This window comes from Paenibacillus sp. FSL H8-0079, assembly GCF_037991315.1.
Taxonomy (GTDB): domain Bacteria; phylum Bacillota; class Bacilli; order Paenibacillales; family Paenibacillaceae; genus Paenibacillus.
In genome coordinates, this window is sequence record NZ_CP150300.1 from 1,052,543 (window position 1) to 1,071,403 (window position 18,861).

The following is an 18,861-nucleotide window of genomic DNA, read 5'->3' on the forward strand; positions in this document are numbered from 1 at the left end:
GATGAAGATTCAAGTAATCATATTTCAGCTCAATATTTTCAGAATTACAAATTATCGATTACAAGGTGGATTAATAAAATGAGTAAAACTTGGAAACTACAGATATACTTGCTGACCCTAATCAGCCTTTTAGTCGGCACTTCGCAAAATGTCTTTGTGGGCATTTTGGACAAAGTTGCTGATTATGCTGGTGTAACCGTCTCTGCTGCTGGTCAGCTTGTTACCCTATTTGCATTAGCCAATGCAATAGGCACGCCTATCATTATTTTAGCAACAGCGAAGTTAGATCAGCGTAAACAGTTGATATTGGCTCTCTCTTTAACTGTTCTAGGAAGTGCTATGACGGTCATTTTTTCTGGTTTCGGATTTTTGATGCTGTCACGCATTGTACTCGGAGTTGGAATGGGAGTCTTTATTGTCACTGCCTTCTCCCTCGCAGCAAAATTATCACCACGAGGTCATCAGGCGAGTGCCCTGGCTACTGTGACAATGGGATTTAGTGCTTCTCTTGTCATTGGAGTCCCCATAGGCCGTTTCATTGCTGCATCATTCGATTGGAAGGTAATTTATTGGGGCATCGGTCTCTTATGTCTCCTAGCAATTTTTGCTGTCGCTAGAATGATTCCTGCAACAAAAAACGAAGCGCCAGTTCCTCTTAGCAAACAACTCGCACTTTTGAAGAATTCAAAGATTACTTTCTCTCTCTGCGTGACATTCTTTTTATTTATTGGTTACGCGGTATTTTATACGTATATTACACCTTTCCTGAATACCGTCTCACCGATGAGCGAACGAGCATTAAGCCTTACTCTACTTGTTCTCGGGATTGCAACATTAATTGGTTCCAAGCTCGGTGGATTTATGACGGACCGTTTAGGCTTCGCCCGTACACTATTTTTCGGTATGTCTGTTAATGCTCTTGCTCTTATAATGCTCTCTACCATAGCAGGGTCGTATATTGTCACTTTTGTTTTGCTTATGGTTTGGGCGATTGCTGCTTGGACATCAGGGCCAACCCTGCAGTACAACCTCGTCTCCATCGCTCCAGAGGCGTCCGGAATTATTCTTAGTTTAAACAGCTCCGTCTTGCAACTTGGGATGGCTACGGGTGCGGCTTTCGGAGGGCTGGTCACTGCCGGATTATCCATTCAATCAGTCAGTTTGGTAGCCGCTGCTTCAGTTGTCGTTGCAATTAGTATTTTTGCAATTTCATTCGCTTTGTTCCGTTCCAATGTCAAGACCAGATTAAACGGATAATACGCATGTTTCAACAAACAAGTTAAAATGAAAGGGGAAGATATACATGAAAGAGAAAAGACAACTTAAAATTGGTGGTACCATAGATGGAGTTGGGTGGAATTATATGGGTTGGCGTCACCCAGATATGCCAGCTAATGCTAGTGAGAGCATAGAGTACTATGTACAAAAAGCTAAAAGATTAGAAGAAGGAAAGTTTGACACTATCTTTTTAACTGACGTCAGCCATATAGGACCGAATATGATCCCACATTATCTGAGCATGTTCGAAGGTGTAACTATTCTCTCTGCCTTAAGCATGGTGACTCATTCAATCGGGCTAACTGCAACCATTGCTACTTCCTATGCAGATCCATTCACCGTTGCCCGACAGATGGCTTCTTTAGATAAAATTAGTAATGGACGTGCAGGCTGGAATGCCATAACTTCAAATCCGGGAGGATTAGCAAATTATAGCCGCAACCATCTTTCAAAAGCAGATCTGTATCCTATGAAAAAAGAGTTTTTAGAGATAGTTGAAGGCCTATGGGACTCCTATGAGGATGACGCTTTTATACGGGATAAGCAAAGCGGTATATTCTTTAATCCGAAAAAAATGCACGCTCTAAACTTTAAAGGGGAGTATTTTTCAGTGGATGGCCCGTTAAATATTAGCCGTTCGAGACAAGGAAGACCCGTGATTTTCCAAGCGGGCTCCTCTTCGGATTTCATGAATATTGCCGCAAAGCATGCTGACGGAGTATTCCTCCCTTCTGATGACTTAGAGGATGCTAAAGCATTCAGTCATGAGGTGAAGAGAAGGGTCGCATTAGAAGGCCGTTCGCCTGATGATTTCATAATTACACTCTCGCATAATCCGATTGTAGGACGTACAGATAGAGAAGCTGAAGAAAAATTTCAAGAATTAGAAAGCTTAATGCCTGGGTACAGAATACTCAAACCTAAATTTTTTGGTTCTGCAGAAAAAGTAGCAGATCAAATTGAACAATGGTATGAGGCGGGTGCGATGGACCTATTAAAGATCAGACAGGAGCATCCGTCAGGATTCGATGACTTCATCAATTTAGTTATTCCTATTTTGCAAGAAAAAGGAATCTTCCGTACGGAATACGAATCACATACTTTATGTGGTAATTTAGGTTTGCCCTATCCAGAAAATAGATATTCAATGTGAAAAAAATTAGCCACAGCTGTTGTGAACTCTTTTATATCTTGAATAACATTTAAATAAATCGTGGATAAGTTAAGAGAATTATACTTGTTACAGTGATAGGTTCTTACTAAGCTTAATCAGTTGAGGTGTTTATTATAAAACCCGTTAATCTATGAAGTGATGATTAACGGGTTTTTGTTGCAGAAAATGCTGGAGAGTACATTACATCCATCACTCACCATAAAATCATGTTAGCATTAATAGGAATAGTGAATGCTAACATGATGGGAAAGGATCAGCTGCAGCAGCAAGTGAAAAAGCAACGATGGAAGTTTTTATTGAATACGAAAGACGAAACTCCCGGATGCAAAGCCGTTCCAGGATGGTCAAGGTAGCAAGATTGGTCGCTGGGTTTGGATCGGAAACAAAGAATTCCGGAGCAGATGTTAAGGAGTTTAAGTCCTCAGGTGTGTACTATATCGTAGGAATAAAACCGTAAAAATCTTCCGAATGTTCAGGAAATTGTTTTATGGGTTAATAGAGTAGAGTTATGGTAATATCGAAGCAAATAAGAGTATTTAAGAAATAAATGAATTTACAAAAATCACGATATTATAGACAGGGACCCATTAGAAAGGAAAAAGCAGAACAACAAACAAAGGAGGCTACACAATATTTATGTACACTCATAGATATCAAAGTGTTACTTATGTACAGTACTATAATTATGTACAGTTAACACAATGACATTTTTTTAGACGGACAAGGCTTTCGGATTAAAATAAGATTTATGTACATATGATTTTATGTAGATACTTTTAGTTGGGTTCCTTCGGCGTCCATCAGTTTGCGTACCAATTCTACCAAATGAAATCGATTATCCATATCGATACCTCCTGAATGATTAATAGAATGAACAAACTATTGCAAGCGCTGACGAATCTGAGACTTCTTATTCAAGGATTTGAAGCGCCCGCGGAAATCTAAGGAACATGAGACACGCTGTATCCGAAAAAACAACCGTTTGCAGCGGTTTTGCCAGTGAATTTTGGAAAATAATGTGTCTGATATTCCTTACAATTTAGAAAGAGTACCTGGAGGCCGAATAAGACGTCCTGAGTTCCTTAGAAAATCGTCGAGCCTTCGCCAGGATCAATCGGCTTGAACTTCAAGACTTTTTTAGATGGTGAGATCCATCATCGTATAGCTTGCCTGAGTTTGAAGACTCACCCTAGTCTTGAATTTGCTCGATCCAATTCAATTTGATTCCATTCAATTCCTTCTATATATAGTGGACTACAATCTAGCATCAATCAATTCGTATAGCCAGATTGCCAAACTGCTCGCCTTTTTCCATACGCTCAAATGCTTTCGCTGCGTCTTGCAACGGATATACGCCATCGATTACAGGATGTATGTCATGTTGCTCCACCCATTGCAGCATCTGGACAAACTCCTCACGGCTGCCCATAGAGGTGCCGATCAGACTGACCTGTGGGAAGAAGATAGAGCGAATGGGAACGGTCAGATCATCCCCCGAGCTGGCACCATACATCACGATACGTGCACCTGGTCTGATTATATCAAAATATTTGGGGAACATGGCTTGTCCGATGCTATCCAAGATGATGTCCACAGGTTCCAGATCGTGCGTACTCCAATCGGCATGACTATCCAATGCATGGGTAGCACCCAAGCGAAGTGCCTCATTTCTTTTGGCTTCACTTCTGGAGGTGACGGTCACCGTGGCACCAGCGGCTACCGCCATGAGAAGGGCATAGGTCGCTACACCACCGCCAATGCCGGGAATGAGGAGATGTTCACCTTGCTTCAATACGCCGCGAGTGAATAAAGCACGATAGGCTGTCAGCGCGGAAAGGGACAGCACGCCTGCTTCTTCCCAGGATAGGTGGGCTGGCTTAGGCAGGGCATTTTCAGCAGGCAAGGTTATATATTGCGCGAGCGTTCCATCCGTAGGGCCACCAACAATATCGGGTACGGTGGGGACTTCAGATGCGTGTTCCCAACCAAGCGTAGGGTGGATAATAACTTCATCACCTATTGAGAATCCTCGTACACCTTCGCCGATCTCAACGATGATACCTGCCCCATCGGAACCGGGAATGAGCGGGGTATTCTGGGTTCCGCGTTCTGCCATGATGAATAGATCCCGATGGTTGATACCAGCGGATTTTAATTGAATCTGCACTTCCCCGGCTTCTGGTGCCCGAGACATTGACTCTGTATATTGAAGACCTGTAAGGCCGCTCTGGCCTGAATGAACGATAGCTTTCATATTCAATATTCCTCCTGTCTATGTAGCTAGACTTCACTACTGAGCCTCATTGTACAGATGGGGTAGATTCACGTAAAATGAACAAAAATGATTGTCAGTATCATTGAAAATAATAGATAAGCATTTTGCATGAATCGCATGATGCAGAATGCCGATATAACGACGAGCAGGTGATCAGGATATGGATGCAGGTGATTTGAAAATATTTCAGGCGGTTGCCCGCGAAGGTAGTATCAGTAAAGCTGCGCTCGCACTCAATTATGTGCAATCCAATGTGACCACACGGATCAAACAGTTGGAGACTCAGTTACAAGTACCGCTGTTTCATCGTTCCAATCGAGGGATGTCGCTCACACCGGCGGGCGAGAACCTGCTTGTGTATGCGGATCGAATTTTGCAATTACTGTATGAAGCAGAGCAGGCCACGCAAGTGGGGAACCCACCAGCAGGCTTACTTCGTTTGGGTGCCATTGAGACAGCAGCTTCCACTTTTCTGACGCCACTCTTGGCTGAATATACTTCATGCTACCCGGAGGTACAGCATTCGCTTGTCACGGGTGGGACGCATGAACTGAACCAGAAGGTGATTCAACATGAATTGCATGGCGCTTTAATCTATGGTCCAATCGATCATCCTGAACTTAACTATATGAAGATGTATGACGAGGAATTGGTGTTGGTCGCCGAACCTGGGGTGCATGAGATGCACGCGCTGCTGTCCAGGCCGATGTTGTTTTTTGAGATCGGATGCACACATCGGGCTCAGGCGGAATCCTTTCTGAAAGATCAGGGTATCCACACGCTTAATGTCATGGAATATGGAACACTGGATACGATTTTGAATGGTGTATCTGCCGGGCTCGGCGTATCATTGCTGCCCCGGTCTTCGGTTACCAAGGCAGAATTAAGAGGCGAGATTGCAGTGATGTCTTTGCCTGAGCCTTATTGCCGGTTGGAAGTAGGATTTGTGTATTCCCGTGGTGAACATATATCTAATGCGCTGAGCGCTTTGGTACAGATCATTACAGAACCAGAACTATAAAGGAGTGAATGATCTTGGAGGATACTACGTTAACGCTCGCGGAAGCATTTAGTCAGGCAGACTTTATTATTGGCGGTCATGGCATTCGCAAAGTGAAGGTACTTCAGGACGTACTGGAGCAGATCGATGGGGAGCTGTTCAGTGACCACTATGGCAACGGCCCCGTCATTGAAGAATTTCAGCAACAGATGGCTGACGTTCTAGGCAAGGAATCGGCGGTGTTTTTCCCAAGCGGAACGATGGCGCAGCAGATTGCATTACGGATCTGGTGTGACCGCAAAGGTGTAAAACGAGTCGCTTATCACCCTCTATGTCATCTGGAAATCCATGAGGAAGACGGACTAAAAGAGTTGCACCAGATTGAATCGATTTTGCTGGCGGACAAGGACCGATTGATTCGTTTGCAAGATGTACAAGCGCTCGATCAGGATATTGCCTGCCTGCTGTTGGAACTGCCGCAACGCGAGATTGGCGGCCAATTGCCAGCGTATGAAGAACTGGAAGCGATCTCGGCCTATTGCCGTGAACGCGGGATTAAGCTGCATCTGGACGGGGCGCGTCTGTTCGAGATTACTCCCTATTATCAGAAGACACCTGCGGAGATTTGCAGTCTGTTTGATACGGTGTATGTGTCCTTTTACAAAGGAATCGGAGGCATTGCGGGTGCTATATTGGCGGGTGATCCGGATGTGATGCAAGAGTCAAAAGTATGGAAACGGCGGCATGGCGGTGATCTGATCGGCCTCTATCCGTATATTCTGAGTTCCCAGTATTATTTCAATGAACGGATTGGCAAAATGGAGCTTTATTATGAGCAGGCTCAAGAGCTCGCCTCCCTACTGAATGCGTGTCACGGGATACATACATTGCCCGAGGTGCCGGTATCGAATATGTTCCATGTTCATTTTGCGCTTGCTGCTGCCGAAGTTGAACCGATTCTTGTGCAAATGGCTCAACAGCATGGCATAGCAATAACTTCGTATTTGAACAAGACGAGTGGGAATAGCTGTGCTTTTGAATTTTCTGGTGGAGATCGTTATGGGCAAGTTCCTCAGGACAAGCTGCGTGCAGCACTGGAATGGCTGGACCAAGAGTTGCGCAAACAGGTGAGATAAGAAGTCTGAGAGAAATTTGTGTGCTAAATTAATTAAATGTTGTTAACCTGCCTTGTCCACATGCTGGACAGGGTATTTTTGTGCACTTTTATACAACTTCCTATGAAAACTACTTTCATGAACGAGCATATGTCATTAGTCCAAAGTTCGACTTTTATTACAGGATTAACTTGATCGAATGCATGAACCTGAAGCAAAAACAGGTATACCGATGTATTCCAACATTTTCTTAATCATGTAAAATATTAAAGGTAATATATTCCAAACAAGGAATGGGGAGCGAAGCAAGAACGGTTCATGAAATTAAGGGGGAGAAAGGATGAAGATCATGTTTTCACGTCAAAAATGTACGCTAGCTGTAATGTCACTCGCGTTATCTGCAACACTGCTGGGGGGAAGTACCGCATGGTCTGGAGAGGCGTACGCCGCCGAAGCCGCCGATTCTGGCGTATCGATCACTGCTGTATTATCCGATATGCCTTCGGAATTGAGATCATCCATTGAGTGGGTGTATACGAATCGTATGATCAAGGAAGGATCGGTCAATCGGAAGAACCTGATCTACGATCAGATTTTTGCAGGTCAAGGAACCATTAACTATGTTGTGCGCTGGCAATCGACCAAGAATGTGACCTTGCAACAACGTAGGGATATCGAGAAGATGTTGGGACGGCAAATGAATAACTGGACGAAACATTTGAAGGGTTATGACGGTTGGCCTTATGGGGATATTGCCGTTAAAGTGGTCGGTTGGGCAGTAGCGAATCCGGCACAGATTCTGGACAAGCAATCGAATGAAATCATATATACCACCACATCTGTGGATGAACTGAGCAAGTCTGATCCGAAGATCCCGGCAGCCTTGCCCTATGCTCCTAATGCGTTGTCGCGATTTGAGCATTTTACGAATCCGAACTATGCCTACCCTGGCGGTTTGGACAAGCGGTTTGACATGTACCTGTGGGGAACGTCCAACTTCGGCGGCGGTGCTGGCGGAGATTGGGGACAGCGGGTTTCCGATGATTACATTCTGAGAACCGTAAACAACACGGAAATTGAAATTACTGAACATGAGATTGGACATGGCTTCGGCATGCCAGATTTCTATGAAGTACCGGATCGTCCGCCGGGTGGCTTCCCCATGCCAACGATTATGTGGGCAGGCAATTCGTCTACCATTACAAATTGGGATGCCTGGTTGCTGCGCTATACATGGAGTCAGTTGAAGAAGGATACCGCACGTTTCCCGCTTGCACCATCCACCAATCAACCGGTTAATGTAGCTGCGAATGCGAAAGTGACGACATCGTATGTTTCTCCATGGGAAACGATTGCTGCGCTGAATGATGGACAGGACCCTGCACATTCCAACGATCGCACACAGGCGGTGTATGGGAACTGGCCAGAGATCGGTACACATTGGGTGCAATATGATCTGGATCGTACCTATACGGTATCGCAAACGGATGTGTACTGGTTCAAGGACAACGGCGGTATTGACGTACCTCGCTCGTACAAAATTCAATACTGGGACGGAAAAACATGGCGTGATGTGAAGAACGCCAAAGGCCGTGGAACTCGTGCAGATACGTACAATACCACGACTTTTGATCCGGTGAGCACCACGAAAATGCGTCTTCAGATGGTATCTAGTGGTGCTGCTTCCACGGGCATTCTGGAATGGAAGGTAACGGGTATTGCGTTGTAAGTTGTAGTTTGTTTAGATCTGAATACACAGCGGCTGATCAGTGGCGAAAGTCCTGATTCAGCCGTTTTTTGCAGGAATAGATAGATAAGTGACGAAAGCTACATTTAAGAGGTTGTTGAACACGTATTGAAGGGGGAGTTCAAGTGGCGTCAATAGAATTGCAACCGATTCGTGATCTTTTGGTGAAAGCTTATGATACAACAATGGGAGAAGGGTGTACTCCTGAGACTCAACAGAGCATTGAGGATTTTGAGCAAAAGCATAACGTGAATCTGCCCGCAGCGTATCGCGCACTTTTGCTTGAATTCGGTGCATGTAACTTCGGCGATCCTGCTTTATTTTCCGTTAAAGAACTGGGTTGGGCGTATCCCGATTTTCTGGAAGTGTATCGTGAATATGAGAAAGAATATGAGCTGCCAGCTGACCTCCAGCCTTTTCCGATTGGTGGATTTGGTGAAGGAAGTATGGCTATACTGGATCAAATCTCCGGCAAGGTTTTGATGTTGATCCACGATGCAGGAGAACTGCCTCTTCGGGAGATTGCTGTGGACTTTAATGAATTAATGACAATGCTGGCTGAGTCGGCGATCTGGGTTCAGGAACAGATGAATTAACAGGGTAGACGGAAGGAAGCGCAACAGACGTATGGATATTCGAAAGTTAAGATACTTTATTACCGTGGCGGAGGAGCTTCATTTCCACCGTGCAGCGGAAAAATTAAATATGACGCAACCACCGCTGAGCCAGCAGATTCAGAATTTAGAGGAAGAGCTTGGCGTGAAGTTGTTGGAGCGCACCAGAAAAATGGTTCGTCTCACCCCGGCAGGTGCGGTATTTCTGGAACAGGCTAGACTGATCATGGCCCAGCTTGAACGATCTATTCAGCTTACACAAAAGGCAGATCAGGGTATCATCGGGCATATAACCGTGGCCTTTGTGGATTCGGCTTCGGGGAGCATCATGGTGGATGTACTCAGGAAATTTCGCGCTGCGTACCCGCAGATTGAATTGACATTACGTGAGATGACTTCGTCCCAACAATTACAGGCGCTGGAAGACGGACAGATCCATATTGGATTTCTACGGTATCAGGAAGATACCCGCCATGTTTCGTTCCGTCCCTGTCAGATGGAAACGTTGATTGCTGTGTTGCCAGATCATCACCCGATGGCATCTCAGACTCAAGTTTCAATTCGAGAACTGGCGGATGAAGATTTTATTTTATTCCCACGGCATCTGGGTTCTCCATTTCATCGACTGGTTCTGGATTATTGCAGATCACATGGCGTAGACCCTCGAATTACGCAGGAAGCGATCCAGATGTATACGATTGTGAATCTCGTTGCAGCGGGCATGGGGATTTCCATTGTTCCGTCATCGGTGGATGTGTTCCAACGTAAGGGGGTGGTGTTCCTTCCATTACAAGAAAATCCGCCCTCCGTACCGTTGTACACGGCATGGCGGACGGATATGAATCAGGAAGTGGTATCCCGTTTTATGAACTTCGTTGATGAATGTGTTTAACCCGTCTTGGCTGGATCACGTTCAATCCACGGATTCAGTATTTCATCAATTCGAGACATGATCTCAGGGTCCAATTTCACACCAGAAGCTTTTACATTTTCCAATACCTGCTCCGGCCGGGATGCACCGATAATGACGGAACTGACATACGAATGCTGAAGCACCCATGCCACAGCGAGTTGGGGGAGCGTAAGACCAATCTCTTTAGCGAGCGGAACAAGCTCTTGCACAGCGGTAAGAACATCTTCGCGTAACCACTGACCAGCCAATTTGTTGAAAAAGGGTGCTCCTGCCTCTCCGGCTGCACGTGATCCGGTGGGTAATGCTTCGTTAGGCACATATTTGCCTGATAGTATACCCTGAGCCAGAGGAGACCATGTAATCTGTCCAAGTCCTGCTTGATCGCTTGCGGGTACGACTTCTTGCTCAATCACACGCCATAACATGGAATATTGGGGTTGACTTGCAATGAGGGGTACATGAAGTTCCCGCGCCAAAGCGGCTCCTCTTGCAATCTGATCCGCGTTCCATTCGCTTACGCCAATGTAGTGAACTTTGCCCTGACGCACCAGATCGGCAAACGCAAGAAACGTCTCTTCCAGCGGAGTATTGTAATCATAACGGTGAGCGTAATAGACATCGATATAATCAGTCTGTAACCGCCGCAATGAACCATTGCAGGCTTCCATGATGTGTTTCCGGGAAAGTCCGCGGTCATTATGACCAGAGCCGGTGGGGTGACAGACTTTGGTGCACAGTTCAATACTTTCTCTTCGTACATCCTTAAGAGCCTGTCCTAACACGGATTCTGCCTTGGTATTGGAGTAAACGTCTGCGGTATCGAATGTGGTAATACCTGCATCGAATGCGGCTCGCACACAAGCTTCTGCTATTCCATCCTCGATTTGCGCTCCATGCGTAATCCAGTTGCCGAGTGAAATCTCACTGACGGTTAATCCACTGTTTCCTAATTTGCGATATTCCATTCTTGCCGCCTCCCTAAGTCATCTGGACTCCATTGTAGCAATGGCAGATTAATAGGTGAAATATCTTTTAACCCCATCTTTGATACGAAAAAGATATCAGTGAATTTACATTTTCTCTTGAATGTATTTGCGATAGAGAGCGGGCGTAATCTCCTCGAACTTTTTGAATATTTTGATAAAATATCCCGATTCATTGAATCCCAGCTCATCACTGATCTGTGAGACAGGCATGTCGGTGACCTCCAGTAATTGCTTGGCCCACTTGATTTTGAGTCGTGCCAGGTAGGTTGTGAAGTTCTCACCGGTTTCCTTGGCAAACAGCCTGCTGAAATAACTCGGACTCAGGTGGCATAGATCGGCCATTTGTTTGAGTGAAACCTGCTCACTCTTGTGACTGTGAATGTATTCAAAAGCAGGTTGGAGCACCGGGCTGGAGCTTTCCGTATCACTTGGGCTGTTTTTGAGATAGGCATCCGCAATCGCATTGGTCATTTCTTTTTTGATCGACTCGATATTACGAATGGAGTAACCCGGCAGAATAGTGGAGAGGTTCAGTGACTCCTGATTGCCTGACGCTTTCTCGAACATTTCGACTAACAGATTTTTGTTGAGCGCTTCTTCTACAATATAGTTGCAGAGCAGGGATAACATGTTGGAGATTTTCACAATCTCTTCATAGGTCATCACAGGTAGCTGGGCGTAATCGTCCTTCAATTCCTCCAGCTTGGCTGCATGCATGGGCACGTTCTTGGATGTAACAATCTGCTCCAGATCACTACCCTTTTCCGGGTCGGCGAGTTTCACTTGTCCTGCCATGACGGCGCCGATATATTTGCCATCAATCGTGATCGGAATCGCGATATCAATAATATTGAAATGGCATAAATACACATAAGGCTCATTTAATCGAACCGCTTCCAGACCACCGCGCGAATCACATTTTTGGCAGTAGGGGAGAAGTTCGGGGTCTTTGCGTACATTCTGGCAGAAGGCCTGACAGCTGCTGTGACTGGTTATGGGAATGCCTTTATAATCAACAGTGAGGATCGCAAGTTTGGTAACTGTGGCGAGAGAATCTTGTAGACGCTTCCATTTATTAAGGTCGAGAATTTTATTGATATGCAGATATTCTTTAATCATTGGATGAAACCTCCATAGCTAACCTGATTCATGATGTAGGCCGTTAAAAGTTAGCAAGTTGTACATATTAAGATGTAATGATGACGGGTAATGTATAATGGGAGGTCAAAATTCAACCATCTCATGACAATAACATACCATGATTGTGCTAAAAAGCAAAAATTTACGATTGTAAATTATAATAATTTGTTATCAAAGTCCACTGTAAACCTGCTGCTCATGCGTTATATTAAGGTCAATTGTAAGAAATTAAAATTTGATCTAATCACTACAATATTTCATATCCTTAGGAGGCATATATTAATATGAGAAAAGCATTTATCAGCCCAACCAAATATGTACAAGGCGAAGACGAGTTGTTGAACCTGGGGTACTTTGTTAAATCCTTCGGAGAATCTGCTTTGTTAATCGCACATCCGGATGATGTACAGCGTGTAAAGGCAAAGCTGGATGCAACAGCTGAGAAATTCAATATTACGTTTGTTGAAAGCGGTTTTAAAGGGGAATGTTCCCGTGAGGAAGTTGTTCGTCTGCAAGCGATCGCGAAGGAAAAAGGATGTGACTCTACCATCGGTCTTGGTGGCGGTAAAGCCATCGATGCTGCCAAATGTGTAGCTGAAGGCGAAGCACTGATCATCTGTCCAACGATTGCGGCAACAGACGCACCGACAAGTCACTCCGCTGTATTGTACACACCGGATGGTTCTTTCGATGACTATGCTTACTTCAAACAAAGCCCAAGTGTGGTTCTCGTGGATACAACAGTAATCGCCAATGCACCAACACGTTTCCTCGTATCCGGTATGGGAGATGCGCTCTCTACATACTTCGAAGCAAGAGCAACAGCGAAATCGTATTCCCGTGTAAACGCAAGTCTTCCAATGGGTTCCCGCGAAGGATATACACCATCTGCAGTAGGTACGAATGCGGCACTTGCACTGGCTAAACTGTGTTATGAAATGCTGCTGACTGACGGAGCAAAAGCGAAAGTAGCCAGTGACAGCAACGTCGTGACTCAAGCACTGGAAAACATTGTTGAGACCAACATTCTGTTGTCAGGTCTTGGATTCGAAAGTGGCGGTCTGGCCGCAGCACATGCAATCCACAATGGTTTGACTGTACTCGAGGGAACACATCACTTCTTCCACGGTGAAAAGGTATCCTTCGGCACAATTGCACAACTCGTGCTCGAAAATGCACCAACCGAAGAGCTGCATGAAGTCATGGATTTCTGTCTAGCAGTAGGACTGCCTATCAGCTTGGCGGATATCGGTGTAGATATCATTAGTCAGGAAGAGCTGTTAAAAGTGGCAGAGATCGCTTGTATTCCGGAAGAATCCATTCACGCGATGCCGTTCCCGATCACCGTTCCTGAAGTGGCCGCTGCCATTGCAGCCGCTGACCGCATGGGTCGTGAGTACAAAGCAGCTCGCCGGGAGGCAAAATAATGAAGAAAATTATTAACCAAGCAGAAAATGTTGTTATGGAAATGTGTAACGGAATTGCGCTTGCGCACCCGGAGCTTGAATTTCTGAAAAAATATAAAGTCATTAAACGCAGAGAGATTCAGGCCGATAAAGTCAGCCTGATCAGTGGCGGTGGTAGTGGACATGAACCGGCTCACGCAGGTTATGTGGGTAAAGGGATGCTGGATGCAGCGGTGTGTGGAGATGTGTTCGCATCTCCTTCCCAAATCCAGGTGTACCAAGCGATCAAGGCAACAGCCAGCAACAAGGGAACACTTTTGATAATCAAGAACTACAGCGGTGACATGATGAACTTCAAAAATGCAGCACATCTGGCAGAAGAGGATGGCATCGACGTACAATATGTACGCGTTGAGGATGACATCGCTGTGCAAGACAGCTTGTATACGGTAGGACGTCGCGGCGTTGCCGGCACTGTACTGGTTCACAAGATTGCCGGAGCAGCAGCCGAAGAAGGTCGCAGTCTGGCAGATGTGAAATCCGTTGCTGAGAAAGCAGCTCAGAACGTACGCAGTATTGGATTTGGATTCACATCCTGTACCGTACCTGCCAAAGGCACGCCTACATTCGAAATTGCTGAAGATGAGATGGAATTCGGCGTAGGGATTCATGGTGAGCCAGGTATCCGCCGTGAGAAATTGGTATCAGCGGATGAATTGGCAGGCCGCATGGTCGAAGCGTTGCTCGCAGACATGAAGCTGGACAATGATGCTTCTGCTGAGATCGCAGTGCTTGTAAATGGTTTTGGCGCAACACCTTTGCAAGAGCTGTACCTGCTCAACAACTCGGTTCAGCGTGAGCTGTCACAGCGTTCAGGCCTCAATGTAGCTACTACATTTGTAGGCAACTACATGACAAGTATTGATATGGCGGGTGCATCGGTTACGATCCTGAAACTGGATGATGAACTGAAGTCATTGTTATTTAAGGAAAGTGATACTCCTGCATTTAAAGTATCCGGTCCTTCTGTAGCACAAGTGGCGTATTCCGAAGCGCTGGAAGCTGTCGTGGGTGAAGATGCTCCGGTATCTTATGAAGTGGAGACGCCTGCAACATCTGCGGTGATCAGCAACAATCAATTCTCCCTGGACAATGTCGTCTACCTGATCGATAAAATGGGTGAGATCATCATCAAGAATGAAGTACCATTCTGTGAACTGGATTCCCATGCTGGTGATGGCGATTTCGGTATGAGTGTGGCAAAAGGCTTCCGCCAGTTGAAACGCGAATGGAATCACATCATTAACGAAGATAAAAAAGATATCGGTTCATTCCTCGATGCATGTTCCTTGGTTATCATGGAATATTGTGGCGGCGCATCCGGCCCGATCTGGGGTTCAGCATTCCGTGCGGCTGGCAAAGCAGTAGGGGGTAAACAGCAGCTGAACGTTGCTGAATTTGCTGAGATGATTCATGCAGCTGTGCAAGGAATTCAGTCTACAGGAGAACGCTCCTTCGGACGTGGTGCTGTTGTAGGCGACAAGACCTTGATCGATGCACTCGTTCCGTGTGCTGATTCCTGGACACAAAGTGCGGAGTCTGGAGATGACTTCAAAACCGCATTTGCCAAAGGTGCAGCAGCTGCCGTTGAAGGTGCGAAGAAAACCGAAGACATCGTTGCACGTATGGGCCGAGCAGGTACTGTCGGCGATCGCAGTCTGGGCTACCCTGATGCTGGCGCATACGCATTGGGTGTTATTTTCACAGAGTTGTCCGAGGCGATGAAATAAGAATGTCGGTAAAAAATTAGATTATTTTGTTAATTTTATATTATAATGTCGATAGTTTTAGTTAATGTTGTCGGTAAATACGAAAAAACTCGAATTATTCAGTGAAGAATATAGGATTATGAATTATATTCTCCACAAAAGGGCTGTCCCTTAAATCATCCAAATTGAAAAACAAAAAGAAACCGTTCCTTGGTAAAATGGAAGTGCGACCCACCATTTGAAAGGACGGTTTCTTTGTAAATTCAATATACTATGGAAGGGAAATAACAGCTTCTTGAATGCTTTCTTGATTGTCTACATCTATAGCACAATAGAAACGTTCAGATCGGACTCCTTTAAAAATTAGGCTTTTGAGAATGGTTAATCATGTACTTTCTAAGTAAAATAGTTACTAGACTTAGTATTATAGATAAGATTCCTACAAATACAACGTATTGAACGCCCATTCCTGATATTAATAACCCTCCGGCAGCTGCACCGATGGTAGTTCCTAAGTTACATGCTGATATAAATAAGCCATTTGCGAAATCAGGCGCTTCGGGAGCTGTAGTTGTAATTAAATATTGATTGATATTGGCCATAACTCCTCCAGCTAATATCCCCCAAATAAATGTTGTGATTACCATTGATGAGGTGAATTGTCCTGTGAAAAGCATCGTGATGTATACAACACCTAACAACAATGGGAACAAGAATACTGTCTTACCCGCACGATGTGTAAGTAGCCTTCCTGCTACTATATTTCCAATAATATTTGCTCCTCCGAAGATGAATAATGTAGAACTCACGGTATTCGGAGACATCTTCGTTACTGTTATTAGATATTCAGCAAAATAACTATAAACCCCAAATACAGCTGAATTTAACAAAATGACAGCCATGATGGAAACCCATATCACTGGTTTTTTTAATACAGAGAGTTGTGCACTGTAAGAAAGTCTTTCTTTTACAGGCATAGATGGTACAAAAATGAATGTAGCAATGAATATGACCACATTAACGATAATAAAGAATGCCATCGCCATTTCAAACGAAACGGTATTATTAATAAAACTAACGATAGGAACGCCAGCTACCATGCCAGCAGATACTCCAATAAAAACTCTAGAAATGGCTTTTGGGGCTTCATTCTTACTTACTGAAGATGCAGCTACCGTAAATGCTAAAGAACAATAAATGGGATGAAAGAGGGCTGGAATGATACGTGCAATTAACAAAACAGTAAAATTTGATGTAAGTAGGGATACAGTATTTCCTACTACGAAAACTCCCAATACAAGTAACATCACCGTCTTACGATTAATACCTGAAAAGAACAATGGCATCGTTGGTCCAGATACAGCGATCGTGAGAGCAAAAAGACTCACTAGCAATCCTGCTTTTGTTATAGTGACATTAAAGTGATCAGCAATTGAAGGTAATATTCCAATAACACCCATTTCGGTGTTTATGATGCCAAAAACACCTATAGTCAAAATGAGAATCAACAAACGGTTTCCTTTAGTCACAAAAATACTCCTCTCTTTGTTCAAGCTCTCCCGAAAAGCAGTGGAACAGATACTAAATTTCTTTCTAAAAGTCCTGATGATATCTTGCTCAATGTACTTCAACAATAGTGAAGTATGTCCAGAGGACATTACTAAAAATACGATTCTCTAGAGGCCCTCTTTTGGGGCTTAAATAGTATCAGAAACAGTATTTCTATACTCTAGTACAACTTGAAAATATATTTGACATCCGTTCGTGTATATAAAATACAGTTATAATAATAGATTGGAGTATATAATTTATTATTAAAGAATCAACATTACAAGACATTAAAATCGTTAATTTCATACAATTTGATGTTTAAACAATAAATCAATATAAATTGTCGATAATTGCAAGGGATGTGCAGTTGTATGCTAAGTGGAGAAAGTGGTTTTAAAAATTAATGAAAAGTAATTCTATCAGCAGGCAGTTTCCAATCTATATCAATTGTCCGCTTATAATCTTTAAGTCAACGGACCTCTAATTTAATTAACAACAAGAAAAGCAGCCGATCGATGTGATCCGCTGCTTTTCTTCAAGTAGTGTAGTTGCTTAAATGGATGATAGTCAGAAGATACCGTGAATAGACATATCAATGTAACTAGGATACTTTGGTCACATTTAGTAATAAGAGAACTCTTTAATTCAGGGAGATACTGAGAATAAGTTTGTGGGGGACTCCTAACAAATCTGAGAAATCATTATCACCCTCTTCATGTTTGATGATAATAAGTCTTCAAATTCTTGAAGATAGTTAACAATATTAACTGATTTGTTGTATATACAATGAAATCAAATATATTGTCGATTGTAAGCAACTTGTTTTTGCCTATAATAATAAACAGATGTTGATCGAACAGCATTTTTGAAAGTAAGCGTATACAGGGCGGGTTGTTACTGTTAAATCAGGCAAGACCGATAATCTCTAAAATAATAAGATTTCACCTTATTTATTGCTGGAGGGGATACGGTATAGTAGTTCTGGAGGTATAGTGTGAAAATTGAAAGAGTACTAAACAATAACGCAGTTATTTCAACAAGAGAAGAACAAGAAGTTATTGTGATTGGGCGTGGTATTGCTTTTAATAAACGTGTTGAAGATGATATTAATGAAAAAGAAATAGAAAAAATTTTCATTCTAGAAAATGAAGGCACATCTAAAAAATTGAAGATCTTATTTGGAGATATGCCAATCGAGTATATGGATATTTCCGAAAAAATCATTAAGTACGCAGAAAAAAAATTAGATAAAAAGCTAAATGATAGCATTTATATTCATTTAACAGATCATATTCAATTTGCAATTGAGCGTTATAAAAAAAATATGCACATTAAAAATGGTTTGTTATTAGAAACAAAGCATTTATATAAAGAAGAATATGACATTGGATTAGAAGCTTTAAATATGATATGTGAGCATTTTGGCATCATTCTACCAGAAGATGAAGCAGGATTCATAGCTCTTCATATTGTTAATGCTGAATTGAATGAAGAGATGCCCGTCTTGAAGAATATAACTAAGGTTATGCAAGAAATTTTAACCATAGTGAAATATCATTTTAAGCTAGAGATCAATGAGAATTCTTTAATCTTTTATCGGTTTCTAACCCATCTGAAATTTTTTGCTCAGCGTCTGGTCAAAGGGAATCATTACAACAGCTCAACAGGCGATGACTTATATGATGTAATTAGAATGAAATATCCAGATGCGTACGAATGTACAAAAAAAATAAAGAAGTTTATAGATGCTTCATACACCTATGAATTGACACAAGAAGAAATGATCTTTTTAACCATTCATATTGAAAGAGTGATTAAAAATAATAACCGATAATCTTTTAGGGTTGTAACCTCAGGGGCAAAACCTAGATCAAACATTTTTATAATGTTGAT

The 18,861-nt window shown here is 43.3% G+C and carries 14 protein-coding genes; 10 read left to right on the forward strand and 4 right to left on the reverse strand.

The annotated features are described in order from the left end of the window. Positions 1 to 78 precede the first annotated feature (78 nt). Both MHI06_RS04625 and MHI06_RS04630 read left to right on the forward strand, forming a co-directional pair. On the forward strand, positions 79 to 1,257 hold the full coding sequence (locus tag MHI06_RS04625; protein WP_340400620.1) for an MFS transporter: 1,179 nt from the start codon (positions 79 to 81) through the stop codon (positions 1,255 to 1,257). 46 nt (positions 1,258 to 1,303) lie between these two features. Continuing rightward, positions 1,304 to 2,431 (forward strand): NtaA/DmoA family FMN-dependent monooxygenase, encoded by a 1,128-nt coding sequence (locus MHI06_RS04630; RefSeq protein WP_340400621.1) that lies wholly within the window; start codon positions 1,304 to 1,306, stop codon positions 2,429 to 2,431. Between the two features lie 1,288 nt (positions 2,432 to 3,719). On the opposite strand, the gene MHI06_RS04635 is transcribed toward MHI06_RS04630, so the two are convergent. Continuing rightward, entirely contained in the window at positions 3,720 to 4,706 is a 987-nt protein-coding gene (locus tag MHI06_RS04635) for a zinc-binding dehydrogenase (protein ID WP_340400622.1), read from the reverse strand. Between the two features lie 181 nt (positions 4,707 to 4,887). Here MHI06_RS04635 and MHI06_RS04640 point away from each other — a divergent pair, with 181 nt between their 5' ends. From MHI06_RS04640 to MHI06_RS04660, 5 genes are all read left to right on the forward strand, one after another. Continuing rightward, complete coding sequence (locus tag MHI06_RS04640; RefSeq protein WP_340400623.1) at positions 4,888 to 5,748, forward strand: LysR family transcriptional regulator; 861 nt, start codon at positions 4,888 to 4,890, stop codon at positions 5,746 to 5,748. Positions 5,749 to 5,756: 8 nt separating this feature from the next. Next, on the forward strand, positions 5,757 to 6,863 hold the full coding sequence (locus MHI06_RS04645) for a beta-eliminating lyase-related protein (protein ID WP_340400624.1): 1,107 nt from the start codon (positions 5,757 to 5,759) through the stop codon (positions 6,861 to 6,863). A gap of 319 nt (positions 6,864 to 7,182) precedes the next feature. After that, the gene (locus tag MHI06_RS04650; protein WP_340400625.1) at positions 7,183 to 8,571 is read left to right on the forward strand and encodes a discoidin domain-containing protein; all 1,389 of its coding nucleotides are present in this window, start codon (positions 7,183 to 7,185) and stop codon (positions 8,569 to 8,571) included. Positions 8,572 to 8,714: 143 nt separating this feature from the next. Further along, the gene (locus MHI06_RS04655; RefSeq protein WP_340400626.1) at positions 8,715 to 9,185 is read left to right on the forward strand and encodes an SMI1/KNR4 family protein; all 471 of its coding nucleotides are present in this window, start codon (positions 8,715 to 8,717) and stop codon (positions 9,183 to 9,185) included. A gap of 31 nt (positions 9,186 to 9,216) precedes the next feature. After that, complete coding sequence (locus MHI06_RS04660; RefSeq protein WP_340400627.1) at positions 9,217 to 10,095, forward strand: LysR family transcriptional regulator; 879 nt, start codon at positions 9,217 to 9,219, stop codon at positions 10,093 to 10,095. On the opposite strand, the gene MHI06_RS04665 is transcribed toward MHI06_RS04660, so the two are convergent. Together MHI06_RS04665 and MHI06_RS04670 are read right to left on the reverse strand one after the other, a co-directional pair. Next, entirely contained in the window at positions 10,092 to 11,081 is a 990-nt protein-coding gene (locus MHI06_RS04665; RefSeq protein WP_340400628.1) for an aldo/keto reductase family protein, read from the reverse strand. The genes MHI06_RS04660 and MHI06_RS04665 overlap by 4 nt on opposite strands. Positions 11,082 to 11,186: 105 nt before the next feature. After that, entirely contained in the window at positions 11,187 to 12,221 is a 1,035-nt protein-coding gene (locus MHI06_RS04670; protein ID WP_340015794.1) for a PocR ligand-binding domain-containing protein, read from the reverse strand. 305 nt (positions 12,222 to 12,526) lie between these two features. On the opposite strand from MHI06_RS04670, the gene MHI06_RS04675 reads away from it, so the two are divergent. Both MHI06_RS04675 and dhaK read left to right on the forward strand, forming a co-directional pair. Beyond that, on the forward strand, positions 12,527 to 13,669 hold the full coding sequence (locus MHI06_RS04675; protein WP_340400629.1) for a glycerol dehydrogenase: 1,143 nt from the start codon (positions 12,527 to 12,529) through the stop codon (positions 13,667 to 13,669). Next, positions 13,669 to 15,438, forward strand: coding sequence for a dihydroxyacetone kinase subunit DhaK (dhaK, locus tag MHI06_RS04680; RefSeq protein ID WP_340400630.1), 1,770 nt, complete (start codon positions 13,669 to 13,671; stop codon positions 15,436 to 15,438). Before MHI06_RS04675 ends, dhaK begins: the two co-directional genes overlap by 1 nt. Before the next feature lie 335 nt (positions 15,439 to 15,773). Here dhaK and MHI06_RS04685 read toward each other — a convergent pair whose 3' ends face one another. After that, entirely contained in the window at positions 15,774 to 16,946 is a 1,173-nt protein-coding gene (locus tag MHI06_RS04685; RefSeq protein WP_340400631.1) for an MFS transporter, read from the reverse strand. Positions 16,947 to 17,962: 1,016 nt separating this feature from the next. On the opposite strand from MHI06_RS04685, the gene MHI06_RS04690 reads away from it, so the two are divergent. After that, entirely contained in the window at positions 17,963 to 18,802 is an 840-nt protein-coding gene (locus MHI06_RS04690) for a PRD domain-containing protein (protein WP_340400632.1), read from the forward strand. Positions 18,803 to 18,861 lie beyond the last annotated feature (59 nt).